A 23,927-nucleotide genomic window follows, 5' to 3' on the forward strand; every position below is an offset into this window, starting at 1 on the left:
GGCGCAGCCAGACGCGCATACAGTGCGGCCCCAGCATTTTAAATTATTTAAAGACGGGGTGACGTCCAGAAGGCCCGCAGGCCGTGCCCCGCGGCTTGAACAGACAGCCAGTCTGCCCTGTGCCGCGCGGCACACCCTGCGGGCCTTCTGGACGTCATGCCGGGTGCGCAGGAATACATCGGAGGCCCCCTAGCCCTTGTCGGTTTTTTCTTGATGTCCACCAAAGGCGTGGCGCATCGCCGACATGACTTTATTGGCGTAAAGATCATTGCCTTGCGAAGTGAAACGGCCGAACAGCGCGGCAGTGAGCACTGGCACCGGCACGCCTTCGTCTATGGCCGCTTGCGCGGTCCAGCGGCCTTCGCCCGAATCGGATACGCGGCCGGTGTAGCTCTGCAAACCCGGATCGCGCGCCATTTCCGCCGCCGTGAGATCGAGCAGCCACGAACCGACCACGCTGCCGCGGCGCCATAGTTCGGTGATGTCGGCGATGGGAAAGTCGTACTGATAAAGCTCCGGACGCTCCAGCGGCGCCGTCTCGGCGTCGGCCGTGCGCTTGAGCTTGCCGGCATTGGCCCCCTTGAGCACATTGAGGCCTTCCGCGTAGGCAGCCATCAAGCCGTACTCGATGCCGTTGTGGACCATCTTCACGAAGTGCCCTGCGCCACTTGGCCCGCAGTACAGATAGCCCTTTTCGGCCGGCGACGGATCGCCGCTGCGGCTTTCGCTGCGCGGCGCGGCATCCACGCCCGGCGCCAGCGCCGCAAACGCCGGCTCCAGGCGTTTGAAGGCCAGTTCGGGCCCGCCGATCATCTGGCAATAGCCGCGTTCGCGGCCCCACACGCCACCGCTTACGCCGACGTCCACGTACATCAGCTGATGCTTGCCCAGCGCTTCCGCGCGGCGCAGGTCTTCCACGTAATGCGAATTGCCGCCGTCGATGACCGTATCGCCGGCATTGAGCAGCGGCACCAGCTGATCGAGCACCACGTCCACCACGGCCGTGGGCAACATCAGCCATACCGCGCGCGGACCTTCGAGCTTGGCGACCAGGTCCTGGATCGATTCCGCCGCCGTCGCACCGTAACCCGCCGCCTCACGGCGCGCCTCGACGTGCGTATCGAACACTACGCAATCGATGCCCGCTTCGAGCATGCGCCGCACCATGTTCAGGCCCATGCGGCCCAGTCCGACGAAACCAAGTTGCAACTTGCGTGCTTCCCCGGCACTCATGATCTGCGCTCCCATAAACGGAATCCGCCCGCAAAGGCGTTGAGGTTGTCGCCACGCCGCGCGTTGTCCGGCAGCTCATCCAGATGGCGCACATTGCCGCCGCCCAGCACCACGTAATCCGGTTCCAGCGCCGCTTGCAGCTGGCCGATCACGTCGAACACGTGCGCCTGCCATTTCTTCTTGCCGGCCTCCTTGAGGCCGCGCGCGCCGACGTAGTCTTCGAACGTGCCTTTGCGATACGGCAGATGCGCCAGCTCCATCGGCTCGACGATGCCGTCGACGATGAACGCCGAACCCAGGCCCGTGCCCAGCCCGAGGAACAGCATGCGTCCCCCCTCGTAGCTGCCGAGCGCCTGCATCGCCGCATCGTTGATCAGCTTCACCGGACAGCCGAAGGCCTTGCCGAAATCGAAGCCAACCCAGCCCTTGCCGAGGTTGTACGGTTCGCGCGCAATGCGCTCGTGTACTACCGGACCGGGGTAGCCGATGCTCACCGCATCGTATTTCCAGCCGCGCATAGCCGGGCGCAGTTGCTTGATCATTTCCTCCGGCGTCAGCTTGCGGCTGGACTTGATCACCGCCTCGCGCTTGTTGCCGCTCAGCATCGCCTTGACGTGGCTGCCGCCAACGTCGATCACCAGCACCCTGGATTGCGCGTGCACAACGGGTGCGCCGGCCGTTTGTTCCGCCTTGCGGCGAGCCTTGCGATACCAGGCGATCGCCGCATTGGTGGCGCTGTCGTGATTGAGCGGCTTGCGCGGCGATTCGATGTCGTCCACCACGCGCAGCGCCAACTGCTTGCCCAGCTCCACGCCCCACTGGTCGAACGGATTGATGTCCCAGATCGCAGCCTGCGTGAACACGATGTGCTCGTACAGCGCGACCAAAGCGCCCAGGGCATGCGGCGTCAGGCGATCGGCCAGCAACAGGCTGGAAGGACGATTGCCTTCGAACACACGATGCGGCGCCAGGCTCGCATCGATGCCCTCGGCCCGCACCTGCTGCAGCGTCTTACCCATGGCTAGCGCTTCGGCCTGCGCGATCATGTTCGCCAGCAGCAGGTCGTGATGGCGCCCGTACGGATTGAGCGATTGCCCGAAACCGACGAAATCGCAGGGAATCAGCCGCGTGCCCTGGTGAATAAGCTGGTAGAACGAATGCTGCCCATTGGTACCAGGCTCGCCCCAATACACGGGACCAGTAGCGTAATCGACCTGCTCGCCGGCGATGGTGACGTGCTTGCCGTTGGACTCCATCGTGAGCTGCTGCAGGTAGGCCGGAAAGCGCTTCAGATACTGCTCATACGGCAGCACCGCCTGCGTTTCGGCGCCGAAGAAATCGGTGTACCACACGCCCAGCAGCCCCATGATCGCCGGCAGGTTGCGTTCCAGCGGCGCGCTACGAAAGTGTTCGTCCATCACGTGAAAGCCGGCGAGCAGCTCGGCGAACGCTTCCGGACCGATCGCGATCATGGTGGATAGGCCGATCGACGAATCCATCGAATAGCGCCCGCCCACCCAATCCCAGAAGCCGTACATCTGCTCGGTGGAAATGCCGAACTCCGTCACCGCCCTCTCATTGGTGGACAGCGCGACGAAGTGCTTCGCCACCGCCGCCTTGTCGCCTCCCGCCGCCTTCATCAGCCAATCGCGCGCGCTGTGCGCGTTGGTCATGGTCTCCAGTGTGGTGAAGGTCTTGGAGGCGACGATGAACAGCGTTTCTTCCGGGCGCAGATCGTGCACGGCTTCGGCGAAATCGGTGTAGTCGACGTTGGATACGAAACGCACCGCCAGATTGCGGTCGCTGTATTGGCGCAACGCTTCATACGCCATCACCGGCCCCAGGTCGGAACCGCCGATGCCGATGTTGACGATGTTGCGGATCGGACGTCCGCTGAAACCCAACCAGCTTCCTTCGCGAATGGCGGTGGCGAATTCGCGCATGCGCTTGAGCACCGCATGCACCTCGGGCACCACGTTGACGCCATCGACTTTGATCACCCGGCGCGCCGGGGTGCGCAAGGCAATATGCAGGGCGGCGCGCTGCTCGGTGGTATTGACCTTCTCGCCGGCGAACATCGCATCCCTGCGCGCTTCCAGGCCGCACTCGCGAGCGAGTGCGAACAGCTGCTCCAGCGTTTGGTCGGTGATGCGATGGCGGGCGTAATCGAGCCGCCAGCCGGCCGCCTCGACCCGATAGCGATCGGCGCGGCCCGGATCGGCCGCGAACAGATCACGCAGGTGTTGCCTTGCCAGTTCCTGACTGTGTGCTTGCAGATTGTGCCACGCCACCTTATCGCGCAAGGCGCTCATGCAACCGCTCCCATGCGCTCGCTCACGGTATCGATCAGCTCGCGCCAGGACTTGACGAACGAATCGGCACCTTCCTGTTGCAGCACGCCGGCCAGCGGCTCCACCTGGATGCCATGCGTCTCGAACTGCGCCAGCGTGCCGGCGATGCCCGGATCATCCAGCGGCATCAGGCGCTCGGCCTTGCCGTGATCGGAGAACGCGAGCAAGGTCTTTTCCGGCATGGTGTTGACGGTGAGCGGCGCGATCAGGTTCTCGATGTACATCACGTCGCTGGCGTTCGGGTCCTTGGTGCCCGTGCTGGCCCACAGCAGGCGCTGCACGCGCGCACCCGCATTCTGCAAGCTCTGCACGCGCGGCGAATCGATCAGCGCGCGGTACTTGGCATAGATCTGCCCGCACACGGCAAAACCCAGCTTGTTGCGCAACTCGGCTGGCACCTTGTCCGCCACCTTCACGTCCCAGCGGCTGATGAACACCGAAGCGACCGAGGCCACGTCCAGATCCAGGCCGGCCGCATGACGGCGCTCCAGGCCACGCAGCCATGCCTCGGCGGCGGCCTGGTATTGCTCAGGCGAGAACAACAGCGTGACGTTGATCGGCACGCCGCGGAAGATCAGTTCCTCGATCGCGGGCACGCCGGCCGGCGTGCCTGGCACCTTGATAAACAAGTTGTGCACGGCCGCCTGCTTGTGCAGCGCCACCGCCTGCTCGATCGTGCCTTGCGTATCGTCCGCCAGCAGGGGCGATACTTCCAGCGACACCCAGCCATCCACGCCGTGCGTGTGCTGGTACACCGGCTCGAAGATGGCCGCAGCGCGGCGCAGGTCGTCGATGGCAAGGCCGAAGAACACCGCTTCCGGATCGGTATGCCCGGCGCCGCGAATGGAAGCGTCGTAATCCTTGCCGCCCTTGATGGCCTGGGCAAAGATGGTCGGGTTGGAGGTGAGGCCGGTCACATGCTTCTGCTCGCGATAACCGAGCAAGGTGCCGTCACCCAGGATGCCACGGGTGATGTTGTCCAACCACAGACTCTGTCCGAGCCCATGGAGCGTGCGGGTCGGTTGTTCCATTGCAGTACTCCTAAAGGTGATTGAGGCGGGGATTCGATCGGGCCGCAACGGCGGGGCCTGCCAGCCGTGCCGGCGAACAGCCGGGAGGGTAGCAAGGCGGATGTCACGGTCTGATGACCATTGAGACTATACGCCTGAACCTCAAGCCCTCGGAACCCGTCCACGCGGGCGCGGGCTAGACCATCTCCTGCCAGCGGTAGAACTTGCGCTGCGCCATGGAGAGCATGTCGAGATCTTCGATGGTGTCGCCGTAGGCGTAGACCAAGGGAAAACTTGCCGGATCGCACAACTCGCGCACACGCCGGCATTTTTCCGCCTTTACGCATTGCAGGCCTTGATAACGCCCGCTGAGCACGCCGTTCTCGGCATGCAGACTCGAGCACAGCAGCTCAAGGCCGTGCCGCTTGCACCAAGGCGTGAGGTAAACATCCAAGGCGCCGGAGACGACCACCACCTTGTCGCCTTGCGCCTTGTGCCAGCGGATTCGTTCCAGCGCCGCGGGGCGCACGATCATCGGCAGCACTTCTTCGGAGAAACGCCGACCAGCGTGAACCATGTTTTCGGCGTGCAAGCCGCGAAAGCCGAACGCCACCAGCCTTTTGCGGATGTGGATGCCCGACACCAGCCCGAGCCGATAGCCGATCACCAAAGGGGGAAACAGCGCGGTCCCCAGCACACGTCTGCGGCGCGGAATGGCATAGCTGAGGAAGGGCGCGAAGGTTTCCTTGTGGGTAATCGTGCCGTCGAAATCGAACAGAGCGAGATTCATGCGCGGTCTTGCTTGCAGAAGAAACGCGATGATGCCACGGCCATGCTTACCGAATCGTCGCGATTCACTCTCTCCCTGCTTGGCAGGGGGCTGGGATGAGACTGCATGGGCTTGCGACAAGATTTGAATCCATCGCGAGATGGCTTCGCCCATCCAACCGTCCCTAGCTTCACATAGGCCAGCTCGCATTCTGCCAGCGGCGGAGCTTCCGCCGCGCCATGGAGCACCCGAGACCTTGGTGCAACCGATCAGGCTTGTCGAGCCAAATCTCCTAGCCCTGGTCCTACACGTTACCAAGATGTCCGCCGATTCTCTCCCATTGATACTCGGCGACAAACTGCTGCAAGCCGGCAATTCCGCTTGCGTCATCCGGCGTTACGCGCATGCCGCGTGCAGTACCTGATTCAAGCCATGACTCATTGGCATGCAAGGCTTTACTGCAGGCACCACCCCATGCAAACCAAGGAACCATTTATGAATCGGCAAATGAAACTACATTTCTTAGCGCTGTTGACATTAGGCCTATCGACGATGGCATCGGCCGCGACGATTAAAGTGCCTGCCCCTCCAGAGGGCTTGACACTCGAAGTCCGTTCCGGAGATGTAAAACGAGTGATCCAGCATGGCGACCCGGACTTTATGTTGGAAACAACGGGCGATCAGGGAAGTAATCTCGATGTTGTCGCCCTAGGTCCTGATACGCGGACATTCGGTGAGGCCAAAGCCCTGCAATTTGTGAAAGAGGATGCTTTTGGCATAGGACTGCGAAACAATCTCGAATGCAAATTGAATGGAGGCGGTGATAAACGCCTGAAGATCACAATGCGCCTTCGTGGAGCGCCTTCTTCCATAAGGGAGACGGCGTGCGAAGCGCCCAACAATGCCTGGGTGACGCTAGCGCAATTCGAGGATGGCGCAGATTCCGCCAAGGTCGAGACGGATGATGCGATCTTGGCGTTCGAATTCGATCCATCTCGATGACGCTCTGGCATAGCTTGCGCGAGTTCCAAGCATCCCCGCATTGACATGCGCGCTCGGGACTCCCGCATCTGGCCCAGCCGATGCGGGCGGTGTAGTCGGGCTTACCATGCAGCCGGAAAGTGCCGCGGTGGCCGTTGCGAGCAAGGTAGTGCGCAAGCCGCCGACGGTCGAGAACCAGAGTGAATTTCGCGTGGGCGGAAACCGCCATCGACTTTAACTGGATACGAACAAGCCGACCGGTAGCCTGGACTTCCGCAACGCACCATCGAGGAACGTGTATGCCTCCCACGATGTACGACCTGCCGCCCAGCCACATGGATCAGGCCAACGAAACCCGCCGCGTCTCCAGCGAGCCTGTTGAGGGATATGTGCTGGACCCCTGGTCCGGCCTGTATATGGAGACCGAGGTCACGTTCAAGAGCCGCGTTGCCCCGCAAGAGCCGGCTTGATGACCAAACTGGTGCCGGCGTCGCTGGCGTCCTCTGGCCAGCGCGCAAAACCATCCATTCCTGCAAGACACAATGCCCCCGTCATCTCGGGCTGGCGGCGTGATCAAGTCCGCTGCTGCGGACAGTGACGATCATTCAGCGCGTAAAGAATGGCCGCGGATTCCGCGTCCATCTCGCCATTGAAGCGTGGGCGGCGACTGTGCTCGCCCATTTCGACAATGATTTTACCGAAATAGGCGCGACCGCTCAGATGGCCGCCAAGGATCTTTCATCGGTAGCCGCCTAGCGATTTTGTGGGCAAGGCTTGAGTCTAAGCCCAAACAAGACAAAAGCCCCCGAGAAATCGGGGGGGGGGGTTCTTTCCCGGAAGGGGCAATAGCAATTTCTTTTACCGCCAACGATAACTGCCAGAAGACGCCCTCAATCGGGTGCACCCATTGTTTGATACGTACCCTTCAGAGGCGGCGACTGTTCCGTCAAGTCGATGAAACGCGAAAGTCGAACGGGCTCAGCCTGGCCTCGCACATAAAGTTCCGCACGAATCAATGAATGACCGTTGGCAAGTTCCTTTAGCTCAAAATTGCTGGCTAACGGCCCACCCACCTGGACTGGATTCGGATAAGCCTTCTCAAGCCTGTACACGACGTAATCCACTCGCTTTAGCGCTTCCGGGGTGCCAAACACGATCAGATGAATCTGGTACATGGGCATTCCGAAATCACGATCCCGATGCGGCGCCCTCCAGCTTCGATGGATCAGCGCCACGTGATCGTCTGTCAGTATCTCGCCGGAGGAGGGCAACTTCAGCTTTCCTACGGCTTGCCCGATGGTGACTATCCCGACCTTGATCTCGTCGCCTTGCTGAACTCTGCCTACGGCCGCCTGAATCAATTGCTTGATCAGATTTCCGTACCGCAGCAGCACAACGCAGGTCAGCGCAGGCCACGCCAGGCTGGAGATGTCATTGAGAAGTGACACGGGCGCGTCGGACATTTTTCGATCCTGTATCGCGTATTGTCTAATAGCTCAATCCAGGCAAGCCCAGCAAAGCGCCTGCCCAGGCCTCGACATTGCCACACACCTGAGGCGATTTTGCGCTTAAACAGGCCGCTTACGAACAGGCTCGCCTTGACGGATCGCACAAACGGGGCCACCCACGAATTGAGCCCTACCGATAATTAAAAAAGCCCGCAAGGGGAATTTGCGGGCTTCGGGTCATCCATCTTTATTCTGCTTAGGGAGGGAGGGGAGGCCCGGCTAAGCGGTGGGACTGATATCTCTCTACATAGAATAGCTATACCAGCAAGTTTGTTAATTAAGCGTAGCTGGCACCCGCGACCCGATCAGGACTGCGAATCATCGGGCTGGTTATCGATATCGCTCGCCTCGGCCTCGGTCTGGGCCTTCTTCTTCGCGGCCAGCGATTCGAGCGCACCCGCGCCTTCGAAACCGGCCACAGCGGCGGCGGCTTCCATCAACAGACCGGCGTTCGGATCGAGCTTCTTGGCGGCTTCAACCGCCGCCACCGCGCCAGCGACTTCACCCAACGTATCCAAAATTCCCATGACGACCTCCCCTGCTTGTTGGAAGGGAAAGCATGCATCGCACGTTATCAGCCACAAATCTGGCCGCGAATCAGACGATTCCTAAAACAGCGCACAACGCCAAATCACTAGCGCACGCACGTGTAGCGCCAAAAGCGGAGAACCCAAAAAAAGCTGCGCGCCACGCGGCCGAATGGCGGCTTGCGACGATGCCGTGGAAGCTTGGATGGAATGGTGGTATGACGACATTTACACAATGATTGCTACGCTGGTCGCTGGTGACCGCTGACTAGCTGCGGATGCGCATGCAGTCTTTCTTGGCATAGTGACACCACAGGGCAGACCGAATCGATGTGGCTTCTTGGAGCATGTCGCATGCCGACCGATTCCCTAAGCCGAACCCAATCACACGGCCATGGAAGAAATCGGAAGTGGATCTATAGGCGTTGAATCAGAAGTTTTTAAGCATTCGTGAGTCATTGGATTTTGCGGCGCATTTGCCAATTGTTGGTTTGGCTCGTGCAATGACTTTATCGTCCGCCAGCCACCATGTGTATAAGATATTCGAGTTAAAGACCACCCCTACCTCTAACTCATGTGGTGTCTGCTTTTTGAGTCGCTGCACGACTTTGTACGGTACGCTTATACGCTGCCAAGCTCCATGCACGACTAGGTACTCAATGCATCCACTGTGATCGTGGAGGACGAGTGTTGGCTCAGTGAAAAAGGTACGGCCGTACTCATCCGGGATTGTGGATATCTGGAAACCATCCGCTTGGCGATGGATCGCGAAGGCCGGTGTTTCAAATCTTTCGCTGTCCGCCTCGAAGAGATGACTATCGCCTGCCATCGCCACTTGACGGGCTTGCCATTCAAGTTCCCGGCGCGGGCTGAGTTTGGTCGCAGCAACGTAGTACTTTTTTCTATCATGATCTTTTTGCGATCCGGCGGGATCGACACCAAGAATTCGATCGATCGTCCAGCGTGAATCGTGTTCTCCCTGGAGGAAGTAGTCTTCAGTAATAGCAATGCGATTCGTGCTCACGAGGCCCATCTCGGAAAGGAGCCGCTGGACTATTGGCGCGTACTCGAAGCCGACGCCGTCTCCATACGACATGCCAACATCGGAATGCACTCCAGGGAGTGGGATGGTAAGAACGCGATCGGGTGCTGCGCCGGCATCTAAGATGGGTGAGAAGAAAATGCGACGTTCATCCAGCGATATGAAATTAACGACTTGGTCGACTGACGATGGGATTTGGAGTTGGAGGTTATTGCGCTGACCCGTCGCTACGGTGTCGAACAGCACAGCGTAAAAATGAACGTTAGGATCCGTGCCTGCTGACAAAGGTGCGCACCCTTTTTCAAGGATATTCATAAAGTGCCGGGCTGCTGCTGCTCCGCGCGAAAACCCAGAAACAAAAATTCTGATATCAGTGGTCGGTGCGGCGCGGCGGATGTTTTCGATATCACTTAGCGTGTCTGTGCACGCCTTGCTGGCAATGCTGGCTGTCGTCGTGCCGAATGCCGCGTCCCATTCCGCCTCAAGTTTGGAGGATTCTGTGCCGGGGCCAGGATAGTATCGTGCGGGCTTTACGAGCTGGCCGCCAGCATTAAGCTCATCCTCGATATCGGCAATGACAGTTTGTCGCTCGCCTTTGGGTACGTGATACCTATCGTTATTGGTACCATCAAAGAGAACGGCTAAGACCGCCTTAGGTCGGTTGCCAATTGGCTGGGTCACCTGCCAGACGACAAAGCTGTTGGACGCCGCTTCGATTAGAGCTTTGTCTCTGTGTGTTATTGGGCGAGGCGTGGTTGAGCAAGAGGTTACAGCGAAAATAGCCAGGCAAAGTAGGGTGTTTTTTTTCATGCCAAAAGTCCCTTTGAGTGATTCCTGTATCGGCGACGTCCCCCCAAGTTTGAGTAGTACGACAGTTTGGAGTCCAATCCCGCAACCGAAGGAGATTGGACGTGAAGAAGCGTTTTACCGAGGAACAGATCATAGGCTTTCTGCGTGAGGCGGATGCCGATATGCCTATCAAGGAGTTGTGCCGCAAGCGCGGCTTCAGCGAGGCCTCGTACTACCTGTGGCGCAGCAAGTTCGGTGGGATGAGTGTGCCGGATGCCAAGCGCCTGAAGGAGCTGGAGACGGAGAACACCCGGCTAAAGAAGCTGTTGGCCGAGCAGATGCTTGAGAACGAGGTCATCCCAGACGTTCTACAGTGACAAACGGGGCCACCCACGAATTGAGCCTTGAGGGCAATAAAAAAGCCCGCAAAGGGAATTTGCGGGCTTCGGGTCATCCATCTTTATTCTGCTTAGGGAGGGAGGGGAGGCCCGGCTAAGCGGTGGGACTGATGTCTCTCGACATGGAATAACTATACCAGCAAGTTTGTTAATTAAGCGTAGCTGGCACCCGCGACCCGATCAGGACTGCGAATCTTCGGCCTGGCTATCAGCGTCGCTCGACTCAGCGTCGGCATCGGTCTGGGCCTTCTTCTTGGCGGCCAGCGATTCGAGCGCGCCCGCGCCTTCGAAACCGGCCACAGCGGCGGCGGCTTCCGTCAACAGGCCGGCGTTGGGGTCGAGCTTCTTGGCGGCCTCAACAGCAGCCACCGCGCCAGCGACTTCGCCCAATGTATCCAGAATTCCCATGACGATCTCCACGCTTGTTGGAAGGAAAAGAACTTGTGACGCAAGCTATCAAGGGCAAGCCTGGCCGCGAATCAGACGATTCCTAAAAAACGCGAAACGCCAAGTCACTCGGGCACGTACGTGCTGCTACAAAAGCGGAGAAAAAAGCCGTGCGCCACGCGGCCGAACGATGGCCGGCGACGATGCCGTGGATGGGCTTGGAGGGAATGGTGGCTATGGGTGGACTCGAACCACCGACCCCAGCATTATGAGTGCTGTGCTCTAACCGGCTGAGCTACATAGCCAAGGGATGCGCCGTCCGGGACCCGGATCGGCTTCTATTCAGGCGGGGCGCGGCAGTTTAATCGGGCTGCCCGCGCGGTTCAAGGGGGCAGTCTTGCCTCGACTTCGTAGGCTATGGTTGAATCGATCCAGGGTTGCGCGTGGTGAGCGTCTGTCAGACTTCAGCTACGCGCCCCGAGGAGGTTGGATGATCGACGCAGATGGCTACCGTCCGAATGTTGGCATCGTGCTGCTGAACGCAGACGGCCGGCTGTTCTGGGCGCGCCGCGTCCATCGGGATGGTTGGCAGTTCCCCCAGGGCGGTATGCGCAGCGATGAAACCCCGCTGGAGGCCATGTATCGCGAACTGGCCGAAGAAACCGGCCTCATGCCGCAACACGTCGAAGTGCTCGCCAGCACCCGCGGCTGGCTGCGCTACAAGCTGCCCAACCGCTATATCCGCCATCACCAGCACCCCACCTGCATCGGCCAGAAGCAGGTATGGTTCCTGCTCAAGCTGGTCGGCGGGGAAGACGCGCTCTGCCTGGATGCCTGCGACAAGCCGGAATTCGACCTGTGGCGCTGGGTGGATTTCTGGTACCCGGCTGCCCACGTGGTGAACTTCAAGCGCGACGTCTATCACCGCGCCCTGCGCCATTTCGCCCCGCTGGTGGAGACGGCGCTGAGCCTTCAGCTAGGGCCACAGCCCCAATCCCAGGGCCAGGGCCGCCCTGGCCGAGGCCGGCGCGCGGCCGCCTGAGTCGACGGCGGTGGCCGCCCGAACTCTAGTTGACAATCATTCGCATTCGCGTTGAAATGCGCGCATGTACATTTGCCTGTGCAACGCCGTTACCGATCACGACATCCGCCGCGCGGCCGCCGACGGCGTGCGCAGCTTCGCCGAGCTGCAGGCACGCACGGGCTGCTCCGACTGTTGCGGCTGCTGCGAAGCCGAGGCGCGCACCACGCTGACCAAGGCGATCGAGCAGCTGACCCTGGACATCCCCCTCTTCGTCACCGCCTGAGCCTAAGGCTGCTGTGAATTCAACCAACGCCATCGCCCCCGCGCGATGGCGTTTTTGCATGGCGAATCGTTCTCATTGCTACGCCCTTCGCAACGAACTCGTATAGTTCCGTATCGACCCCGTTACGGAGAACAACCATGAAGGGTGACGCCAAGGTCATCGAGTTCCTCAACAAGGTGCTCTACAACGAACTGACCGCGATCAACCAGTACTTCCTGCATTACCGCATGTACAAGAACTGGGGTTACCTGGAACTCGCCGAGCACGAGTACAAGGAATCGATCGACGAGATGAAGCACGCCGATAGCCTGATCGAGCGCATCCTGTTCCTGGAAGGCCTGCCCAATCTCCAGCACCTGGGCAAGCTGCGCATTGGCGAGAACGCGCTCGAATGCGTCCAGTGCGATCTCGATCTGGAATTGGCGGCGCTGCAGGATCTGCGCGCCGCAATCGCGCACAGCGAAGGCGTTGCCGATTATGTGAGCCGCGATCTGTTCCGCAGCATCCTTAGCTCCGAAGAAGAACACATCGACTGGCTGGAAACACAGCTCAGCCTGGTGAAGGACATCGGTGCGGAGCGTTACCTGCAGTCGAAGATGGAATGTTAAGGCAAGCAGCCGTTAGCAAGCACACTCGCGCCAAGCGCTTGCGTGCTTGCTTGTGTGCGCGAATAAGTTAAGAACCTATTGCCGGGCGGTGGACGCAAGCGATCTGCCGCACAAAGCGGCTCGCGTTTCCTTGACGGTCTCATCACGGACGGGCTATACCCACCGTTTTGCCGGAAGGGCCGCGCATGGCTTCCCGTCCACCACCTCGCTACGTAGTACGTCCGCACGATGCTGCCAGCCAGCGTCGCCGGATGCTGTGGCTGGGATTGGTGTGGCTGGCCAGCCTGGTGCTGGTGGCGATCGTCACCGCGCTGGTTGGCGGAGCTTGGAAGAGCGTGGGACCGAACATGTCGGACCGACGCGCAGTGCATACGCTCACCGCCGAAAATGAACAACTCAAGCAGCAAGTCGCCAACGTGCAACGTTCGCAACAGGTCGGCGATGTCGCCAACCAGGCGCTGCGCAAGACCATTTCCCAGCGCGACGAGGAAATCAGCGGCCTGCGCGCCGACCTCGGCTTCTACTCGCGCCTGGTCGGTGGCGATGCACAACGCGAAGGACTGAAGGTACAGGAAGTATCCCTGCAGCCAGTGCTGCATTCGTCGGGGTGGAACCTCACCATCAGCCTCACGCAGAACGTCAAGCGCGGCGACGACACCAGCGGCACCGCCATCGTCACGGTGGAAGGCCTGCGCAACAACAAGGTGGTGCAGCTGGACTGGCCCACGCTGGGCGACGCCGCCGAGAAGAACGGCATCCCGTTCCGCTTTCGCTACTTCCAGCAATTGCACACCACCATCGCGCTGCCCGCCGATTTTCGCCCGACCCATCTGCATGTCACCGTCCGGCCGGAGAATGGCGACCCGATCAGCCGCGCCGTCGCCTGGAGCGACGCCCTCTCCAGCCCTGTCACGATCACCCAAGGGGAATCCGATGCTCAGCCGTAAACGCAACGAACCGACCTCATCCTCCCGGCACGCCGAAACCAGCCTGATTTCGCACGGCACCATCATTCGCGGCGATGTCCGTTTCACCGGCACGCTGCATGTGGAGGGCCGCATCGAAGGCGCGGTGCTGGGCGAAGGGCCGAACGCGGTGTTCACGTTGAGCGAGCACGGCCAGGTGCAGGGCGAGGTGCGCGTGCCGCACGCCATGATCAACGGCCAGGTGAATGGCGACATCTACGCCAGCGAGCGCCTGGAACTGGCCGCGCAGGCCCGCGTGGTGGGCGACGTTCGCTACAGCTCGCTGGAGATGGCTGCAGGCGCGCAGGTGAACGGCCGCATCGCACACCAGGGCGAGGAGCACGCGCACCGCGAGCTGCCCGCCCCGGAAGTGCGCGCCGAGACAGCGACCGCCTGAACCCGGCTGCGGGACCAGCGGCCGGATCACGGGCTGAAGCTGATATGCTTGAGCCCGCAGAATCACGACCCCACATTCGCGCTATGGAAACCATCGTAGCCATCCCCGATTACCGCCAAGCCGGCGCGCCCCTGATCTTCACCGAGGCCGCCGCACGCAAGGTGCATGAACTCATTCAGGAAGAAGGCAATCCTGAGCTGAAGCTCCGTGTGTACATCTCCGGCGGCGGCTGCTCGGGCTTCCAGTACGGGTTCACCTTCGACGAAACCCAGGCGGAAGACGATTTCGCGCTGGCCCGCGAAGGCGTCACCCTGCTGGTCGATCCGCTGTCCTTGCAATACCTCACCGGTGCGGAAATCGACTACACCGAGAACTTCAGCGGTTCGCAGTTCGTCATTCGAAACCCGAACGCCAAGACCACTTGCGGCTGCGGCTCCTCGTTCTCCACTTGATGTCCATCGGGCGGTCCGGATGACGACGACGAAACTCAACACTTTCGCCGGACTCAGCCTGATACTCGACCGCGTTGCTGAGCAGCGCGACGACATCGACTGGGTGGCCGCCAAGGCGGCGGCGGCAGACGCCCGCTACTTGCTGCTGGATGCGACTGGCGATGCTTTTCTGCAGCCGGCCCAAGAAGCCCTGCGCTGGCTGGACGCCGGCGAACGGGAACGCCTGCTGGCGCAGGCATCCTGCAGCCTGATGGGCATCGTCGACGAGCAAGCGCATTTCATGCTGGTGCTCGATGAGCGTGACGACGTCCATGCGCTGGAGGCGGCCCTGGGTGCGCGACGCATGGGGTTGCGCGAAGCCGGGCTGCTGCTGGCCGCGGACGAAGCGGGCCTGTTTGCCTACGCCAAGGGCCTGGCGCACTGGCAGCGCGAAACCCGGTTCTGTGCGCACTGCGGTTCGCCGCTACGACTCGTTTCCTCCGGGCACCGTGCACAGTGCACCAACGAGGTCTGCGGTCGCTTGCACTTTCCGCGTACCGACGCCGCGATCATCGTGATCGTCGAATACCAGGGCGCCTGCCTGCTGGGGCGCCAAGCCGGCTGGCCGCCGGGGCGCTACTCCACCCTGGCCGGCTTCGTGGAGCCCGGCGAAGCGCTGGAAGACGCGGTGCGGCGCGAAGTCGCAGAGGAAGCCGGGGTGATCGTGGGCGACGCGCATTACCACTCCTCCCAACCCTGGCCGATGCCGGCGTCGCTGATGGTCGGCTTCACCGCCAGCGCGCTTTCTCCCACGATCCGCCTGCGCGACGGCGAGCTGGAAGACGCCCGCTGGTTCACGCCGCAACAGATCGTCGACGGACTCGCCGACGGCAGTCTGATGACACCACCCCGTCTGTCCGTGTCGTACCAGTTGCTCTCGCATTGGTTGCAGCAGCGTGCGGGGCTGGATCTGGATGCCCTGGTAGCGCAGTAGGCGGGGATGACAATCCCAGCTTTCGATGACCGGCAAGGTGCTGGGATTGTCATCCCCGCCTACGCAGGGCACATCACTCGCTTACAATCATGGCCATCCAAGGGAGAATCCTGTTCATGGCCATCCGCCTGCTCGCTGCGTTGATCGCACTGGGACTGCTGCACCTGCAGCCACAGCTTGCATGTTGGCGCGGGGATGCCGGCTTCCGGCGCTGGGTGCATCAGCTGGCCGACACCAGCGGCCTGGGACGCGTCACGCTTGCGCTGCTGGTGCCGGTATTAGTCTGCTTGCTGGTGATGTGGGCGCTGCATCGGCTACCACTGGCGGACTTGCTGCTGCTGATCTTCGGACTGGCCGTGCTGCTGTTTTCGCTCGGCCCGCATGCGTTCGAAGCCGACCTGGAAACGATCCTCAAAGCCCCCGACCAGAGCAGCCGCGAAGCTGCCGCGCAGGTCTTGTCGGACGATGGCGAAGCAGTGGCTTGGCGCACGGCCGACCTGGGCGAAGCGACCGCCTACGCCGCACTGCGCCGCCGTTTCGGCGTGCTGTTCTGGTTTTTCCTGCTTGGTCCGTTCGGCGCCCTGCTCTACCGCCTGGCACGGCAATTGGGCCATGACAGCTCGCTGGCGCTGGACGCCCAGGCACGCAGCAACGCGCGGTATGTTGCCAATGCGCTGGACTGGCTGCCGGCCCAGCTGATGGTGTTCACGCTTGCGCTGGTAGGTCATTGGGATGCCGTGATCGGCGCCTGGCGCCGCTGGCATCAGCAAGCGGCGCCGAACAGCTGGTACCTGTCCAATCCCGATTTTCTCGGCGCGGCTGCACGCGCGGACGTGCTCACCGATATCGAAGGCGGCGATGGCTACGTCGAGGAGCGCACCGATCCGCTGCACGAGCTGCGCCGTTTACGCGGCGCGCTGTTACGCGCGTTGCTCGCGTGGTTGAGCGTGGTGGCGCTGATCGTGATGGGAAGCTGGTTGCACTGACGCGTAAAACCGTCATTCCCGCGAACGCGGAGGCGCTTTTCAACAGCGAATGCTAGTCAACCCATCTTCGCTTTTAGCATCAGATCAAAATGGATTCCCGCTTGCGCGGGAATGACGTCGTTCGTGACATCTTCGACGTCACGCCATCTCTCCACGCAACTCGCGAACGCGCTCTTCCAGCATCGAAGCATCCACTTCCTCGGCCGGCCGCGGCGCATCCACCACTAATTCCACTCGCGCGCGGAAGCGGCGCGGCAAACGAGCACGCCGCAGCATCGAATCGCGCCGGCTCCACACGCTGCCCCACAAGCCGCGCAAAGCCATCGGCACCACCGGCACCGCACGCCGGGCGAGGATCTTTTCCACGCCGGAGCGGAACGGCGCCAGCTCGCCATCCCGGGTCAGGCCGCCTTCGGGGAAAATACACACCAGCTCGCCGTCCGCCAGCGCCGCATCCACGGCGTCGAAAGCCTGCTGCAAGACCGCCGGATCTTCCTTCTGTCCGGCGATCGGAATCGCCCTCGCCGTCTTGAACACGAAGTGCAGCAGCGGAATCTTGAAGATCTTGTAGTACATCACGAAGCGCGCGGGACGGCGCAAGTTGGCCATCAGGATCAGCGGATCCATGAAACTCACGTGGTTGCAAACCAGCAAGGCCGGTCCTTCTTCCGGCAGATGCTTCATGCCATCCACGCGAATGCGGTACAGCGTATTGACCAGCACCCAGGTGATGAAGCGCATCAGGAATTCAGGCACCAGGGTGAAGATGTAGGCCGCCACCAGCACGTTGAGCAGCGCCGCCACCAGGAACACCTGCGGCACGCTAAGACCCCATCGATCCAGCATCAGGCCGAACACAGATGCAACCACGATCCACAGCGCGTTGAGAATGTTGTTGCCGGCAATCACGCGCGACAGCCGATCGCTGGGTGTGCGTGCCTGTACGAAGGCGAACAACGGCACCACATAGACACCGGAAAACACGCCGATCATCACCAGGTCCAGCACGATGCGCCAGCTGCCTGCCGCCAGCAGGAAGGCCGACCAGTTTCTTGCCGCCTGCCCCTCGGCCGCGACCGGCCCGCGCAGATAAAGATCCAGTGCGAAGAGCGTCAGTCCGAACGCGCCCAACGGCACCAGACCGATCTCCACGCGGCGACCCGACATCTTTTCGCACATCAGGGCGCCGATCGCGGTGCCCACGGAAAACAGCACGAGCACGCAGGTGTAGACCGATGCGTCACCGCCGAGCGCCACCTTGGCGTACATCGGCAAATGCGCAAGCACCAGCGTGCCGAAGAACCAGTACCAGGAAATGCCCAGGATCGCGTTGAACACCGCCCGGCTTTCCCGGGTAATGCCGAGCACCCGGGCCGTCTCCGACAGCGGATTCCAGTTCAACTTCAGGTCGGGCGCCGTGGCCGGCGCCGGTGGAATCAGGCGGCTGGCCAGGTAGCCGACCACCGCAATGCCGATCGTCATCGCCGCGGAAAAATGCGATCCCAGGCCGGCGATCTGCATCACCTCCACACCCGCGATCAACCCGATCAGGATCGCCATCTGGGTGCCCATTTCCACCAGGCCATTGCCGCCCACCAGCTCGGACGGTTGCAAGGCTTGCGGAAGAATCGCGTACTTGATCGGGCCGAACACGGTCGAGTGCATGCCCATCATGAACAGCACCACCAGCAGCAACGGCAGCAGATGGGCGATGAAGCCATAGGCCGCCAGCACCATCGCGAGGATCTCGAACAGCTTCACGTAGCGGATGATGCGCGTCTTTTCGAAGCGTTCCGCCAGTTGCCCGGCAGTAGCCGAAAACAGGAAATACGGCAGGATGAACAGCGCCGGCGCCAGATTGTTGTAAAGGCTGATTTCGCTTTGCGGCAGCGTCAGCTGGTAAGACACCAGCGCCACCATGGCGCTGCGAAAGGCATTATCGTTGAACGCGCCCAGCGCCTGGGTCCAGAAAAACGGCGCGAAGCGTCGACTGCCTAGCAGGGCGAACTGGCTCATGCGGGTCCTTGGCAAAGAAGCTGCCCGCTAGCGTAGCCGGAAAGCCTGGCGACATCGAATCCCGCCGGCACGACTCCCGACACATGCCTGGGCGGATTTGCCATGGGAGGATGGCGCAAGACCGGGCCGGAATGCCTGGCCGGTAGCTACTGCCATCGCTTGCTTTCGTCCGTCTGCAAACCTGGAGACAGCGCATGCGTGCCACCCGCCTGGACGATCTGAAACTGCACGTGAAGTTCAAGCTTTCCGCGCTGTGGACAGCCCTGATGTTCTGCTATATCTACGGCGATTACTTCGGCTTGTACGTGCCCGGACAACTCAAAGGCATGCTGGAGGGACAGGGACCGGTCGGTCCGACCACTCAAGGCAGCCTGGTGGGCACCGCCGTGTTGCTGGCCATCCCGGGCATCATGGTCTTTCTTTCGCTGATCTTGCCGCCGCTGCTGAGCCGCTGGTTGAACATCCTGTTCGGCACGCTCTTTACGCTGATCATGCTCGCCACCATGCCGGGCGCCTGGGTTTTCTACATCGTGCTTGGCGTGATTGAAGTCATCCTCACCGGATCGATCGTCTGGTACGCGTGGACGTGGCCAAGGGCAGCCGATGTGCAACGTGAAGCACCTTGACCACTCATGCCCTGGCTGATCGCCGCCGACGCCGTATTGAGCTTGCACCTGGGCTTCATCCTGTTCTGCACGCTAGGCGCCGTGTTGGCGCTGAAATGGCGCTGGATTCCCTGGCTGCAATTGCCGGCTGCGGCGTGGGGAGTGTGGGTGGAAGCCAGCGGATGGATCTGTCCGCTGACCTCAGTCGAAAACGACTTTCGTGTTCGCGCCGGGGTAGCCGCGTACCAGGGCGATTGCCTGGGGCATTACCTCACCGCCACGATCTATCCCGATGGACTGACCCGCAACATTCAATTCGTGCTCGGCGCCATCGTGCTGATCGTGAACGTCTCGGTCTACGCCTGGCTGCTGCGCAAGCAGGCCAGGCATCGCTCCTGAGCCGTGGCGTATGCTTATGCGCTGGATAGTCGATTCAACGAGGATGCCATGCAGATCGCCGGAAGCTGCCATTGCGGCAACATCACCTACTCGCTCGACTGGGCGCCCGATCCCGCGCAAATTCCGGTGCGCGCCTGCACGTGTACGTTCTGCACCAAGCACGGCGGCGTGTGGACGGCGTATCCCGCCGGCGTGTTGAAGATCAGCGTAAAAGACCCGGCACAACGGTCACGCTATGCGTTCGGCACGGAAACGGCGGACTTCCACATCTGCAAGCTGTGCGGTGTGGTGCCCTTGGTCACCAGCTCGATCGACGGACAGGACTACGCCGTGGTGAACGTGAATACGTTCGAAAATGTCGATGATTCCCTGCTGCAACGCTCATCGTCGAACCTCGATGGTGAAAACCTTGAGGATCGCCTGGCGCGGCGCAAGCGCAACTGGATCGCCAACGTCACGTTTCTGTAGGCTGGGAAGACAATGCCAGCAGCGCTGGTGTTGCAAGCATGGCAAGGCTGGGATTTGCATCCCAGCCTACGATGCCCCGCCCTTATCCGCGATGCAACGCGCGGTGCGCAATGTCCTTGCGGCAGAACGCGCCATCGAAGTGAATCTTCTTGATGCTTTCGTACGCGCGCTCGCGCGCCGCCGCGATGTCCTTGCCCAGTGCGCAGACGGTCAGCACGCGACCGCCGGCCGTGATCACCCGGCCCTGCGCATCGAGCTTGGTGCCGGCGTGGAAAACCTTCGCCTCGGCGCCGAAATCGGCATCCAAGCCCTCGATCACGTCGCCGGTCTTCACCTTGGCCGGATAACCGCCGGCTGCCAAAACAACGCCGATCGAGGGACGCGCATCCCATTGCACGTGCGTGCGATTGAGTTCGCCATCCAGCGCCGCTTCGATCAGGTCGACGAAGTCCGATTTCAGGCGCAGCATGATCGGCTGCGTTTCCGGATCGCCAAAGCGCACGTTGAACTCGATCACCTTGGGGGCGCCGTGCTTGTCGATCATCAGGCCGGCGTAGAGGAAGCCGATGAACGGCGCGCCTTCGGTGGCCATGCCGCGCAGCGTCGGCTCGATCACTTCCTTGAGAATGCGTTTTTCCACTTCCGGCGTAACCACCGGCGCCGGCGAATACGCGCCCATGCCGCCGGTGTTGGGGCCGAGGTCGTTGTCGTCGCGGCGCTTGTGGTCCTGGCTGCTGGCCATCGGCAAAGCGTGCGAGCCATCGCTCATGACGATGTAGCTGGCTTCCTCGCCGTCCAGGAATTCCTCGATCACCACGCGCGCGGAAGCATCGCCGAAGGCGTGGCCGCCGAGCATCTCGTGCAGTGCGAGTTCGGCATCGGCGAGAGTGAGCGCCACTACCACACCCTTGCCGGCAGCCAGGCCATCGGCCTTGATGACAATGGGCGCGCCGTGTTCACGCACGTACGCCAAGGCTTTGTTGAGTTCGGTGAACACCGCGTAGCGCGCAGTAGGAATGTTGTGGCGGAGCAGGAAATCCTTGGCGAACGCCTTGGACCCTTCCAGCTGCGCGGCGATGGCGCGCGGTCCGAAGATGCGCAGGCCCGCCGCGCGGAACTTGTCGACCACGCCGGCCACCAGCGGTACTTCCGGTCCGACCACGGTCAGCCCGACTTTCTCGGCCTTGGCCAGCTTCAGCAAGCCTTCGATATCGGTCACGGCCACGTCGGCATTGCGCACGCCGTGCTCACGCGCCGTGCCGGCATTGCCGGGGGCCACGATCACTTCGCCCACGCGCCGCGACTGCTTGAGTTTCCACGCCAGCGCATGCTCGCGGCCGCCGTTGCCGATCACCAGAACCTTCATGCCTGCTCCAACTGCCTATAAACCACACAAGAACGCGCATTGTAGGCTGGGATGGCCATCCCAGCATCTGCAATCGGCATGAAAGCCGGGATTATCATCCCGGCCTACGCGCCCCCGCGAGGGTCAGGCGTGCAGCACCGCCAGCAACGCCGCTCGCGGCAGCTTGCCGGTTTCATTGCGCGGCAGGCTTTCCACCCGCCGTAACGGGCGCGGCAGGAACACCGGATCGATCGACTCGCGCAGGACATCGAGGATGCCGTGCTCGTCGAGCGTGGGCGCCACCACCAACGCCGCGATCCGCCGCACGCCAATGGCGTCGGCATCGTCCAACTGGAACACCACGCCATCTTCCACGCCCGGAATGCTCAACAGCCGGCGGGTGAGATCACCCAGTGAGGCACGCTTGCCGGCGATTTCCAGCAGGTCGGCGTGGCGTCCGCGCAACTCGAAGCGGCGGCCTTCGTCGTGCAGGCTCACGATGTCCGCCAGGACGGCGGGCGCATCCAGTTGCGGCGCTTCGATCTGGGTGCCATCCGGCTGTGGGTGGAGGTGCACGCCGTGATACAGCGACCAGCGGCTGTCGACCGTCATGCGCCGCGATGCGAACGCGCAGGTTTCGGTGGAGCCGAACACTTCCAGCAAGGGCGCATGGAAGCGCTGCTCGGCTTCCGCCGCCAGCTCCGGCGGCATCGGCGCAGTGGCCGAGAGCATCGCCGACAGGCTGGGCAAGCTCACACCGGAGGCGATCAGCGCGCGCAGATGCACGGGCGTGGTGACCAGCACGCGCGGCGACGGCATCTCTTCCAGGGCGCTGGCGATGTCGGCCGGGAAGAACGGGCGGCCGGAATGCACCTGCACCTCGCCCAGCAGCGGCAGCAGGATCGACATTTCCACGCCGTAGATGTGCTGCGGTGGCACCGTCGCCACCACCGAAAACCGCTCGCCCACCACCTGCTGCAGCAGCGCCAGGTTGCCGGCCGTGCTGGCGTGCAAGTTGCGCCAGCTCTTGGCATTGGGGCGCGGCGTGCCGGTGGAGCCGGAGGTATAACCCACCGCCACGGTTTGCAGCGCGGGAATCGCCGGCCAGGAAATTTCGCCGCCGACGGCTTCATCGACCGGCAGCGGCGGCAGCACGTGGTAACGGTGCGGCGCCGGATGCAGGGGCCGATCGCCTATTGCATGGCAGCCCGGATGCGCCGCCATCACTTCCTCCACCGCGTGCGGCGCCCGCGAAGGCGGCAGCAGATTGGCCTGGCCGCGTAGCGCGATAGCGCAGAACGCGACCAGAAACGCATAGCGGTCCTCGCACAGGTTCACCGCGGCTGGCGCTTCGGGCAATTGCGCGGCCACCCGCTCCACTTGCGCGACGAATTGCGCGGCGGTGATCGCCTGGCCGTCATGCAAGGCCACCACGCGACTGGCATCGTCTACCTTCAGCAGGGGCAGCAGCCGCGCCGCTTCATCGCGTTGATAGGTGCCGTAGACGATCGCCACACGTAGCCTCCAGGTTGCCGCCCATGCAAATCCCTGGACCGGCCAGGTCGGTCGGTGGCTGGCGGTGCTTGGGATTTGCCCCTAATCCTCGCCCAGGCGGCTGAATCGGCGCCCACCGCGCCAAGGCCCAGGTTCTATCGGATTCAGCTTCGGATGATAGCGCCTGTCAACGCGTCACGGATGGTGGTGGGCTGGGAGGCGCCGCCCAGGGGCGCGTCCACCACGCCATCCACCGCCTCGCCGAAGTAGGCCGTCACCGTCGCCAGGTCACGCGCTGGCGGCTGGCCGTGCGGGTTGGCGCTGGTGGAAACCAGGGCGCCGCCGAAGCTGCGGCACAGCTCGGCGGCCGGCTCATGTGCGGTGACCCGCAGGGCAATCCCCGCGTGTGCACCCGCCACCCAGTCCGGCACTTGGGCGCTGCGTGGAAACACCCAGGTATACGGCCCCGGCCAGCTCGCCCGCACTTGGGCCAGCACGTCCGTCGGCACTTTCGCCATGTCGACGTAGCGGGTGATTTGCGCGAACTCGGCGGCGATCAGCAGCACGCCCTGCGTGGCCGGGCGCTGCTTGAGCGCGAAAATGCGCTCGAACGCGGCTTGGTCGTACGGGTCGCAGCCGAGGCCGAAGACTGCTTCGGTGGGGTAGGCGATGACGCCGCCGTTGCGGAGAAGACTGCCGGCATCGGCAAGCTCAGTGAGGGCGTAATGCTTGGGCATGTCATGTCTCATCCCCTCCCCTGCAAGCAGGGGAGGGAGTAGATCGCGCGAGGTTTAAGGATGCTCTGATCTATTCCACGTACCCGTCACCGCACTGTATGCGCGCCTCGCAGCGACCCAGTGGCGAAGGCAGACTGGCCGTCTGTCTAGACGCTGGGTCGCTGCGAGGCGCGCATACAG

27 protein-coding genes, 1 tRNA gene and 1 pseudogene are annotated in these 23,927 nt (G+C 62.2%); 16 read left to right on the forward strand and 13 right to left on the reverse strand.

Annotated elements, in window-relative coordinates:
- Positions 1–189: 189 nt before the first annotated feature.
- The 4 genes from gnd to QQJ96_RS08880 all read right to left on the reverse strand — a co-directional run bounded on the left by gnd (position 190) and on the right by QQJ96_RS08880 (position 5,384).
- Positions 190–1,233: a phosphogluconate dehydrogenase (NAD(+)-dependent, decarboxylating) gene (gene gnd, locus QQJ96_RS08860; protein WP_284331629.1), complete on the reverse strand. Its 1,044-nt coding sequence runs from the start codon at positions 1,231–1,233 to the stop codon at positions 190–192.
- Positions 1,230–3,545: a glucose-6-phosphate isomerase gene (pgi, locus tag QQJ96_RS08870; RefSeq protein WP_345782702.1), complete on the reverse strand. Its 2,316-nt coding sequence runs from the start codon at positions 3,543–3,545 to the stop codon at positions 1,230–1,232. The genes gnd and pgi overlap by 4 nt, the downstream gene beginning before the upstream one ends.
- Positions 3,542–4,615, reverse strand: a complete 1,074-nt coding sequence (gene tal, locus QQJ96_RS08875; RefSeq protein ID WP_284331630.1) for a transaldolase — start codon at positions 4,613–4,615, stop codon at positions 3,542–3,544. The genes pgi and tal overlap by 4 nt, the downstream gene beginning before the upstream one ends.
- 175 nt (positions 4,616–4,790) lie before the next feature.
- Positions 4,791–5,384 carry an HAD family hydrolase gene (locus tag QQJ96_RS08880; RefSeq protein ID WP_284331631.1) on the reverse strand — a complete coding sequence of 198 codons (594 nt, stop codon included), beginning with the start codon at positions 5,382–5,384 and terminating at the stop codon, positions 4,791–4,793.
- Between the two features lie 453 nt (positions 5,385–5,837).
- Between QQJ96_RS08880 and QQJ96_RS08885 the strand changes: the two genes are divergently transcribed.
- The 3 genes from QQJ96_RS08885 to QQJ96_RS08895 all read left to right on the forward strand — a co-directional run bounded on the left by QQJ96_RS08885 (position 5,838) and on the right by QQJ96_RS08895 (position 7,100).
- The gene (locus tag QQJ96_RS08885; RefSeq protein ID WP_284331632.1) at positions 5,838–6,365 is read left to right on the forward strand and encodes a hypothetical protein; all 528 of its coding nucleotides are present in this window, start codon (positions 5,838–5,840) and stop codon (positions 6,363–6,365) included.
- A gap of 278 nt (positions 6,366–6,643) precedes the next feature.
- A complete protein-coding gene (locus QQJ96_RS08890; protein WP_284331633.1) occupies positions 6,644–6,814 on the forward strand; it encodes a hypothetical protein in 171 nt (56 codons plus the stop codon).
- 124 nt (positions 6,815–6,938) lie between these two features.
- Positions 6,939–7,100, forward strand: a complete 162-nt coding sequence (locus tag QQJ96_RS08895) for a hypothetical protein (RefSeq protein ID WP_284331634.1) — start codon at positions 6,939–6,941, stop codon at positions 7,098–7,100.
- Between the two features lie 134 nt (positions 7,101–7,234).
- On the opposite strand, the gene QQJ96_RS08900 is transcribed toward QQJ96_RS08895, so the two are convergent.
- Positions 7,235–7,807, reverse strand: coding sequence for a pYEATS domain-containing protein (locus QQJ96_RS08900; RefSeq protein ID WP_284331635.1), 573 nt, complete (start codon positions 7,805–7,807; stop codon positions 7,235–7,237).
- Positions 7,808–8,157: 350 nt separating this feature from the next.
- On the reverse strand, positions 8,158–8,379 hold the full coding sequence (locus tag QQJ96_RS08905; RefSeq protein ID WP_284331636.1) for a hypothetical protein: 222 nt from the start codon (positions 8,377–8,379) through the stop codon (positions 8,158–8,160).
- A gap of 32 nt (positions 8,380–8,411) precedes the next feature.
- Between QQJ96_RS08905 and QQJ96_RS08910 the strand changes: the two genes are divergently transcribed.
- On the forward strand, positions 8,412–8,618 hold the full coding sequence (locus QQJ96_RS08910) for a hypothetical protein (protein WP_284331637.1): 207 nt from the start codon (positions 8,412–8,414) through the stop codon (positions 8,616–8,618).
- A gap of 191 nt (positions 8,619–8,809) precedes the next feature.
- On the opposite strand, the gene QQJ96_RS08915 is transcribed toward QQJ96_RS08910, so the two are convergent.
- On the reverse strand, positions 8,810–10,231 hold the full coding sequence (locus QQJ96_RS08915; RefSeq protein ID WP_284331638.1) for a phospholipase effector Tle1 domain-containing protein: 1,422 nt from the start codon (positions 10,229–10,231) through the stop codon (positions 8,810–8,812).
- 101 nt (positions 10,232–10,332) lie between these two features.
- Here QQJ96_RS08915 and QQJ96_RS08920 point away from each other — a divergent pair.
- Positions 10,333–10,584 (forward strand): annotated as a pseudogene (locus QQJ96_RS08920) (transposase); the annotation flags it as partial.
- Between the two features lie 204 nt (positions 10,585–10,788).
- Here QQJ96_RS08920 and QQJ96_RS08925 read toward each other — a convergent pair.
- Both QQJ96_RS08925 and QQJ96_RS08930 read right to left on the reverse strand, forming a co-directional pair.
- Positions 10,789–11,016, reverse strand: coding sequence for a hypothetical protein (locus QQJ96_RS08925; RefSeq protein ID WP_284331639.1), 228 nt, complete (start codon positions 11,014–11,016; stop codon positions 10,789–10,791).
- A 207-nt stretch (positions 11,017–11,223) separates the two neighbouring features.
- Positions 11,224–11,300: transfer RNA gene (locus QQJ96_RS08930), tRNA-Met, on the reverse strand.
- A 185-nt stretch (positions 11,301–11,485) separates the two neighbouring features.
- On the opposite strand from QQJ96_RS08930, the gene QQJ96_RS08935 reads away from it, so the two are divergent.
- The 8 genes from QQJ96_RS08935 (at position 11,486) to QQJ96_RS08970 (ending at position 16,683) form a co-directional block, all read left to right on the forward strand.
- The gene (locus tag QQJ96_RS08935; RefSeq protein ID WP_284331640.1) at positions 11,486–12,037 is read left to right on the forward strand and encodes an RNA pyrophosphohydrolase; all 552 of its coding nucleotides are present in this window, start codon (positions 11,486–11,488) and stop codon (positions 12,035–12,037) included.
- 64 nt (positions 12,038–12,101) lie between these two features.
- Positions 12,102–12,302: a (2Fe-2S)-binding protein gene (locus tag QQJ96_RS08940; RefSeq protein ID WP_284331641.1), complete on the forward strand. Its 201-nt coding sequence runs from the start codon at positions 12,102–12,104 to the stop codon at positions 12,300–12,302.
- Between the two features lie 137 nt (positions 12,303–12,439).
- Positions 12,440–12,910: a bacterioferritin gene (bfr, locus tag QQJ96_RS08945; RefSeq protein ID WP_284331642.1), complete on the forward strand. Its 471-nt coding sequence runs from the start codon at positions 12,440–12,442 to the stop codon at positions 12,908–12,910.
- Between the two features lie 185 nt (positions 12,911–13,095).
- Positions 13,096–13,857 (forward strand): DUF6776 family protein, encoded by a 762-nt coding sequence (locus QQJ96_RS08950; protein ID WP_284331643.1) that lies wholly within the window; start codon positions 13,096–13,098, stop codon positions 13,855–13,857.
- On the forward strand, positions 13,844–14,272 hold the full coding sequence (locus QQJ96_RS08955; protein WP_284331644.1) for a bactofilin family protein: 429 nt from the start codon (positions 13,844–13,846) through the stop codon (positions 14,270–14,272). The genes QQJ96_RS08950 and QQJ96_RS08955 overlap by 14 nt, the downstream gene beginning before the upstream one ends.
- A gap of 83 nt (positions 14,273–14,355) precedes the next feature.
- Positions 14,356–14,724, forward strand: a complete 369-nt coding sequence (gene erpA, locus QQJ96_RS08960; protein WP_126684579.1) for an iron-sulfur cluster insertion protein ErpA — start codon at positions 14,356–14,358, stop codon at positions 14,722–14,724.
- 19 nt (positions 14,725–14,743) lie between these two features.
- Positions 14,744–15,697 carry an NAD(+) diphosphatase gene (nudC, locus tag QQJ96_RS08965; protein ID WP_284331645.1) on the forward strand — a complete coding sequence of 318 codons (954 nt, stop codon included), beginning with the start codon at positions 14,744–14,746 and terminating at the stop codon, positions 15,695–15,697.
- Positions 15,698–15,813: 116 nt separating this feature from the next.
- Positions 15,814–16,683 (forward strand): regulatory signaling modulator protein AmpE, encoded by an 870-nt coding sequence (locus tag QQJ96_RS08970; protein WP_284331646.1) that lies wholly within the window; start codon positions 15,814–15,816, stop codon positions 16,681–16,683.
- Positions 16,684–16,821: 138 nt separating this feature from the next.
- On the opposite strand, the gene QQJ96_RS08975 is transcribed toward QQJ96_RS08970, so the two are convergent.
- A complete protein-coding gene (locus tag QQJ96_RS08975) occupies positions 16,822–18,699 on the reverse strand; it encodes an MFS transporter (protein WP_284331647.1) in 1,878 nt (625 codons plus the stop codon).
- Positions 18,700–18,893: 194 nt separating this feature from the next.
- On the opposite strand from QQJ96_RS08975, the gene QQJ96_RS08980 reads away from it, so the two are divergent.
- The 3 genes from QQJ96_RS08980 to QQJ96_RS08990 are packed head-to-tail and all read left to right on the forward strand — an operon-like array spanning position 18,894 to position 20,171.
- Positions 18,894–19,325: a DUF6326 family protein gene (locus tag QQJ96_RS08980; RefSeq protein WP_284331648.1), complete on the forward strand. Its 432-nt coding sequence runs from the start codon at positions 18,894–18,896 to the stop codon at positions 19,323–19,325.
- A gap of 6 nt (positions 19,326–19,331) precedes the next feature.
- On the forward strand, positions 19,332–19,703 hold the full coding sequence (locus QQJ96_RS08985; protein WP_284331649.1) for a DUF2784 domain-containing protein: 372 nt from the start codon (positions 19,332–19,334) through the stop codon (positions 19,701–19,703).
- A 48-nt stretch (positions 19,704–19,751) separates the two neighbouring features.
- The gene (locus QQJ96_RS08990) at positions 19,752–20,171 is read left to right on the forward strand and encodes a GFA family protein (protein WP_284331650.1); all 420 of its coding nucleotides are present in this window, start codon (positions 19,752–19,754) and stop codon (positions 20,169–20,171) included.
- An 82-nt stretch (positions 20,172–20,253) separates the two neighbouring features.
- Here QQJ96_RS08990 and purD read toward each other — a convergent pair whose 3' ends face one another.
- From purD to tsaC, 3 genes are all read right to left on the reverse strand, one after another.
- Positions 20,254–21,537, reverse strand: coding sequence for a phosphoribosylamine--glycine ligase (purD, locus tag QQJ96_RS08995; RefSeq protein WP_284331651.1), 1,284 nt, complete (start codon positions 21,535–21,537; stop codon positions 20,254–20,256).
- A gap of 123 nt (positions 21,538–21,660) precedes the next feature.
- Entirely contained in the window at positions 21,661–23,031 is a 1,371-nt protein-coding gene (locus tag QQJ96_RS09000; protein ID WP_284331652.1) for an AMP-binding protein, read from the reverse strand.
- Between the two features lie 143 nt (positions 23,032–23,174).
- Positions 23,175–23,747, reverse strand: a complete 573-nt coding sequence (tsaC, locus tag QQJ96_RS09005; RefSeq protein ID WP_284331653.1) for an L-threonylcarbamoyladenylate synthase type 1 TsaC — start codon at positions 23,745–23,747, stop codon at positions 23,175–23,177.
- Positions 23,748–23,927: the final 180 nt, after the last annotated feature.

The sequence above is a fragment of the Dyella flagellata genome (assembly GCF_030160275.1).
In the GTDB taxonomy this organism is placed as follows: domain Bacteria; phylum Pseudomonadota; class Gammaproteobacteria; order Xanthomonadales; family Rhodanobacteraceae; genus Dyella_B; species Dyella_B flagellata.

Coding starts and splice junctions, on each gene's coding strand:
- gnd (WP_284331629.1), bottom strand. CDS start 1,233: ATGAGTGCCGGGGAAGCACGCAAGTTGCAACTTGGTTTCGTCGGACTG.
- pgi (WP_345782702.1), bottom strand. CDS start 3,545: ATGAGCGCCTTGCGCGATAAGGTGGCGTGGCACAATCTGCAAGCACAC.
- tal (WP_284331630.1), bottom strand. CDS start 4,615: ATGGAACAACCGACCCGCACGCTCCATGGGCTCGGACAGAGTCTGTGG.
- QQJ96_RS08880 (WP_284331631.1), bottom strand. CDS start 5,384: ATGAATCTCGCTCTGTTCGATTTCGACGGCACGATTACCCACAAGGAA.
- QQJ96_RS08885 (WP_284331632.1), top strand. CDS start 5,838: ATGCAAACCAAGGAACCATTTATGAATCGGCAAATGAAACTACATTTC.
- QQJ96_RS08890 (WP_284331633.1), top strand. CDS start 6,644: ATGCCTCCCACGATGTACGACCTGCCGCCCAGCCACATGGATCAGGCC.
- QQJ96_RS08900 (WP_284331635.1), bottom strand. CDS start 7,807: ATGTCCGACGCGCCCGTGTCACTTCTCAATGACATCTCCAGCCTGGCG.
- QQJ96_RS08905 (WP_284331636.1), bottom strand. CDS start 8,379: ATGGGAATTTTGGATACGTTGGGTGAAGTCGCTGGCGCGGTGGCGGCG.
- QQJ96_RS08910 (WP_284331637.1), top strand. CDS start 8,412: ATGCATCGCACGTTATCAGCCACAAATCTGGCCGCGAATCAGACGATT.
- QQJ96_RS08915 (WP_284331638.1), bottom strand. CDS start 10,231: ATGAAAAAAAACACCCTACTTTGCCTGGCTATTTTCGCTGTAACCTCT.
- QQJ96_RS08925 (WP_284331639.1), bottom strand. CDS start 11,016: ATGGGAATTCTGGATACATTGGGCGAAGTCGCTGGCGCGGTGGCTGCT.
- QQJ96_RS08935 (WP_284331640.1), top strand. CDS start 11,486: ATGATCGACGCAGATGGCTACCGTCCGAATGTTGGCATCGTGCTGCTG.
- QQJ96_RS08940 (WP_284331641.1), top strand. CDS start 12,102: ATGTACATTTGCCTGTGCAACGCCGTTACCGATCACGACATCCGCCGC.
- bfr (WP_284331642.1), top strand. CDS start 12,440: ATGAAGGGTGACGCCAAGGTCATCGAGTTCCTCAACAAGGTGCTCTAC.
- QQJ96_RS08950 (WP_284331643.1), top strand. CDS start 13,096: ATGGCTTCCCGTCCACCACCTCGCTACGTAGTACGTCCGCACGATGCT.
- QQJ96_RS08955 (WP_284331644.1), top strand. CDS start 13,844: ATGCTCAGCCGTAAACGCAACGAACCGACCTCATCCTCCCGGCACGCC.
- erpA (WP_126684579.1), top strand. CDS start 14,356: ATGGAAACCATCGTAGCCATCCCCGATTACCGCCAAGCCGGCGCGCCC.
- nudC (WP_284331645.1), top strand. CDS start 14,744: ATGACGACGACGAAACTCAACACTTTCGCCGGACTCAGCCTGATACTC.
- QQJ96_RS08970 (WP_284331646.1), top strand. CDS start 15,814: ATGGCCATCCGCCTGCTCGCTGCGTTGATCGCACTGGGACTGCTGCAC.
- QQJ96_RS08975 (WP_284331647.1), bottom strand. CDS start 18,699: ATGAGCCAGTTCGCCCTGCTAGGCAGTCGACGCTTCGCGCCGTTTTTC.
- QQJ96_RS08980 (WP_284331648.1), top strand. CDS start 18,894: ATGCGTGCCACCCGCCTGGACGATCTGAAACTGCACGTGAAGTTCAAG.
- QQJ96_RS08985 (WP_284331649.1), top strand. CDS start 19,332: ATGCCCTGGCTGATCGCCGCCGACGCCGTATTGAGCTTGCACCTGGGC.
- QQJ96_RS08990 (WP_284331650.1), top strand. CDS start 19,752: ATGCAGATCGCCGGAAGCTGCCATTGCGGCAACATCACCTACTCGCTC.
- purD (WP_284331651.1), bottom strand. CDS start 21,537: ATGAAGGTTCTGGTGATCGGCAACGGCGGCCGCGAGCATGCGCTGGCG.
- tsaC (WP_284331653.1), bottom strand. CDS start 23,747: ATGCCCAAGCATTACGCCCTCACTGAGCTTGCCGATGCCGGCAGTCTT.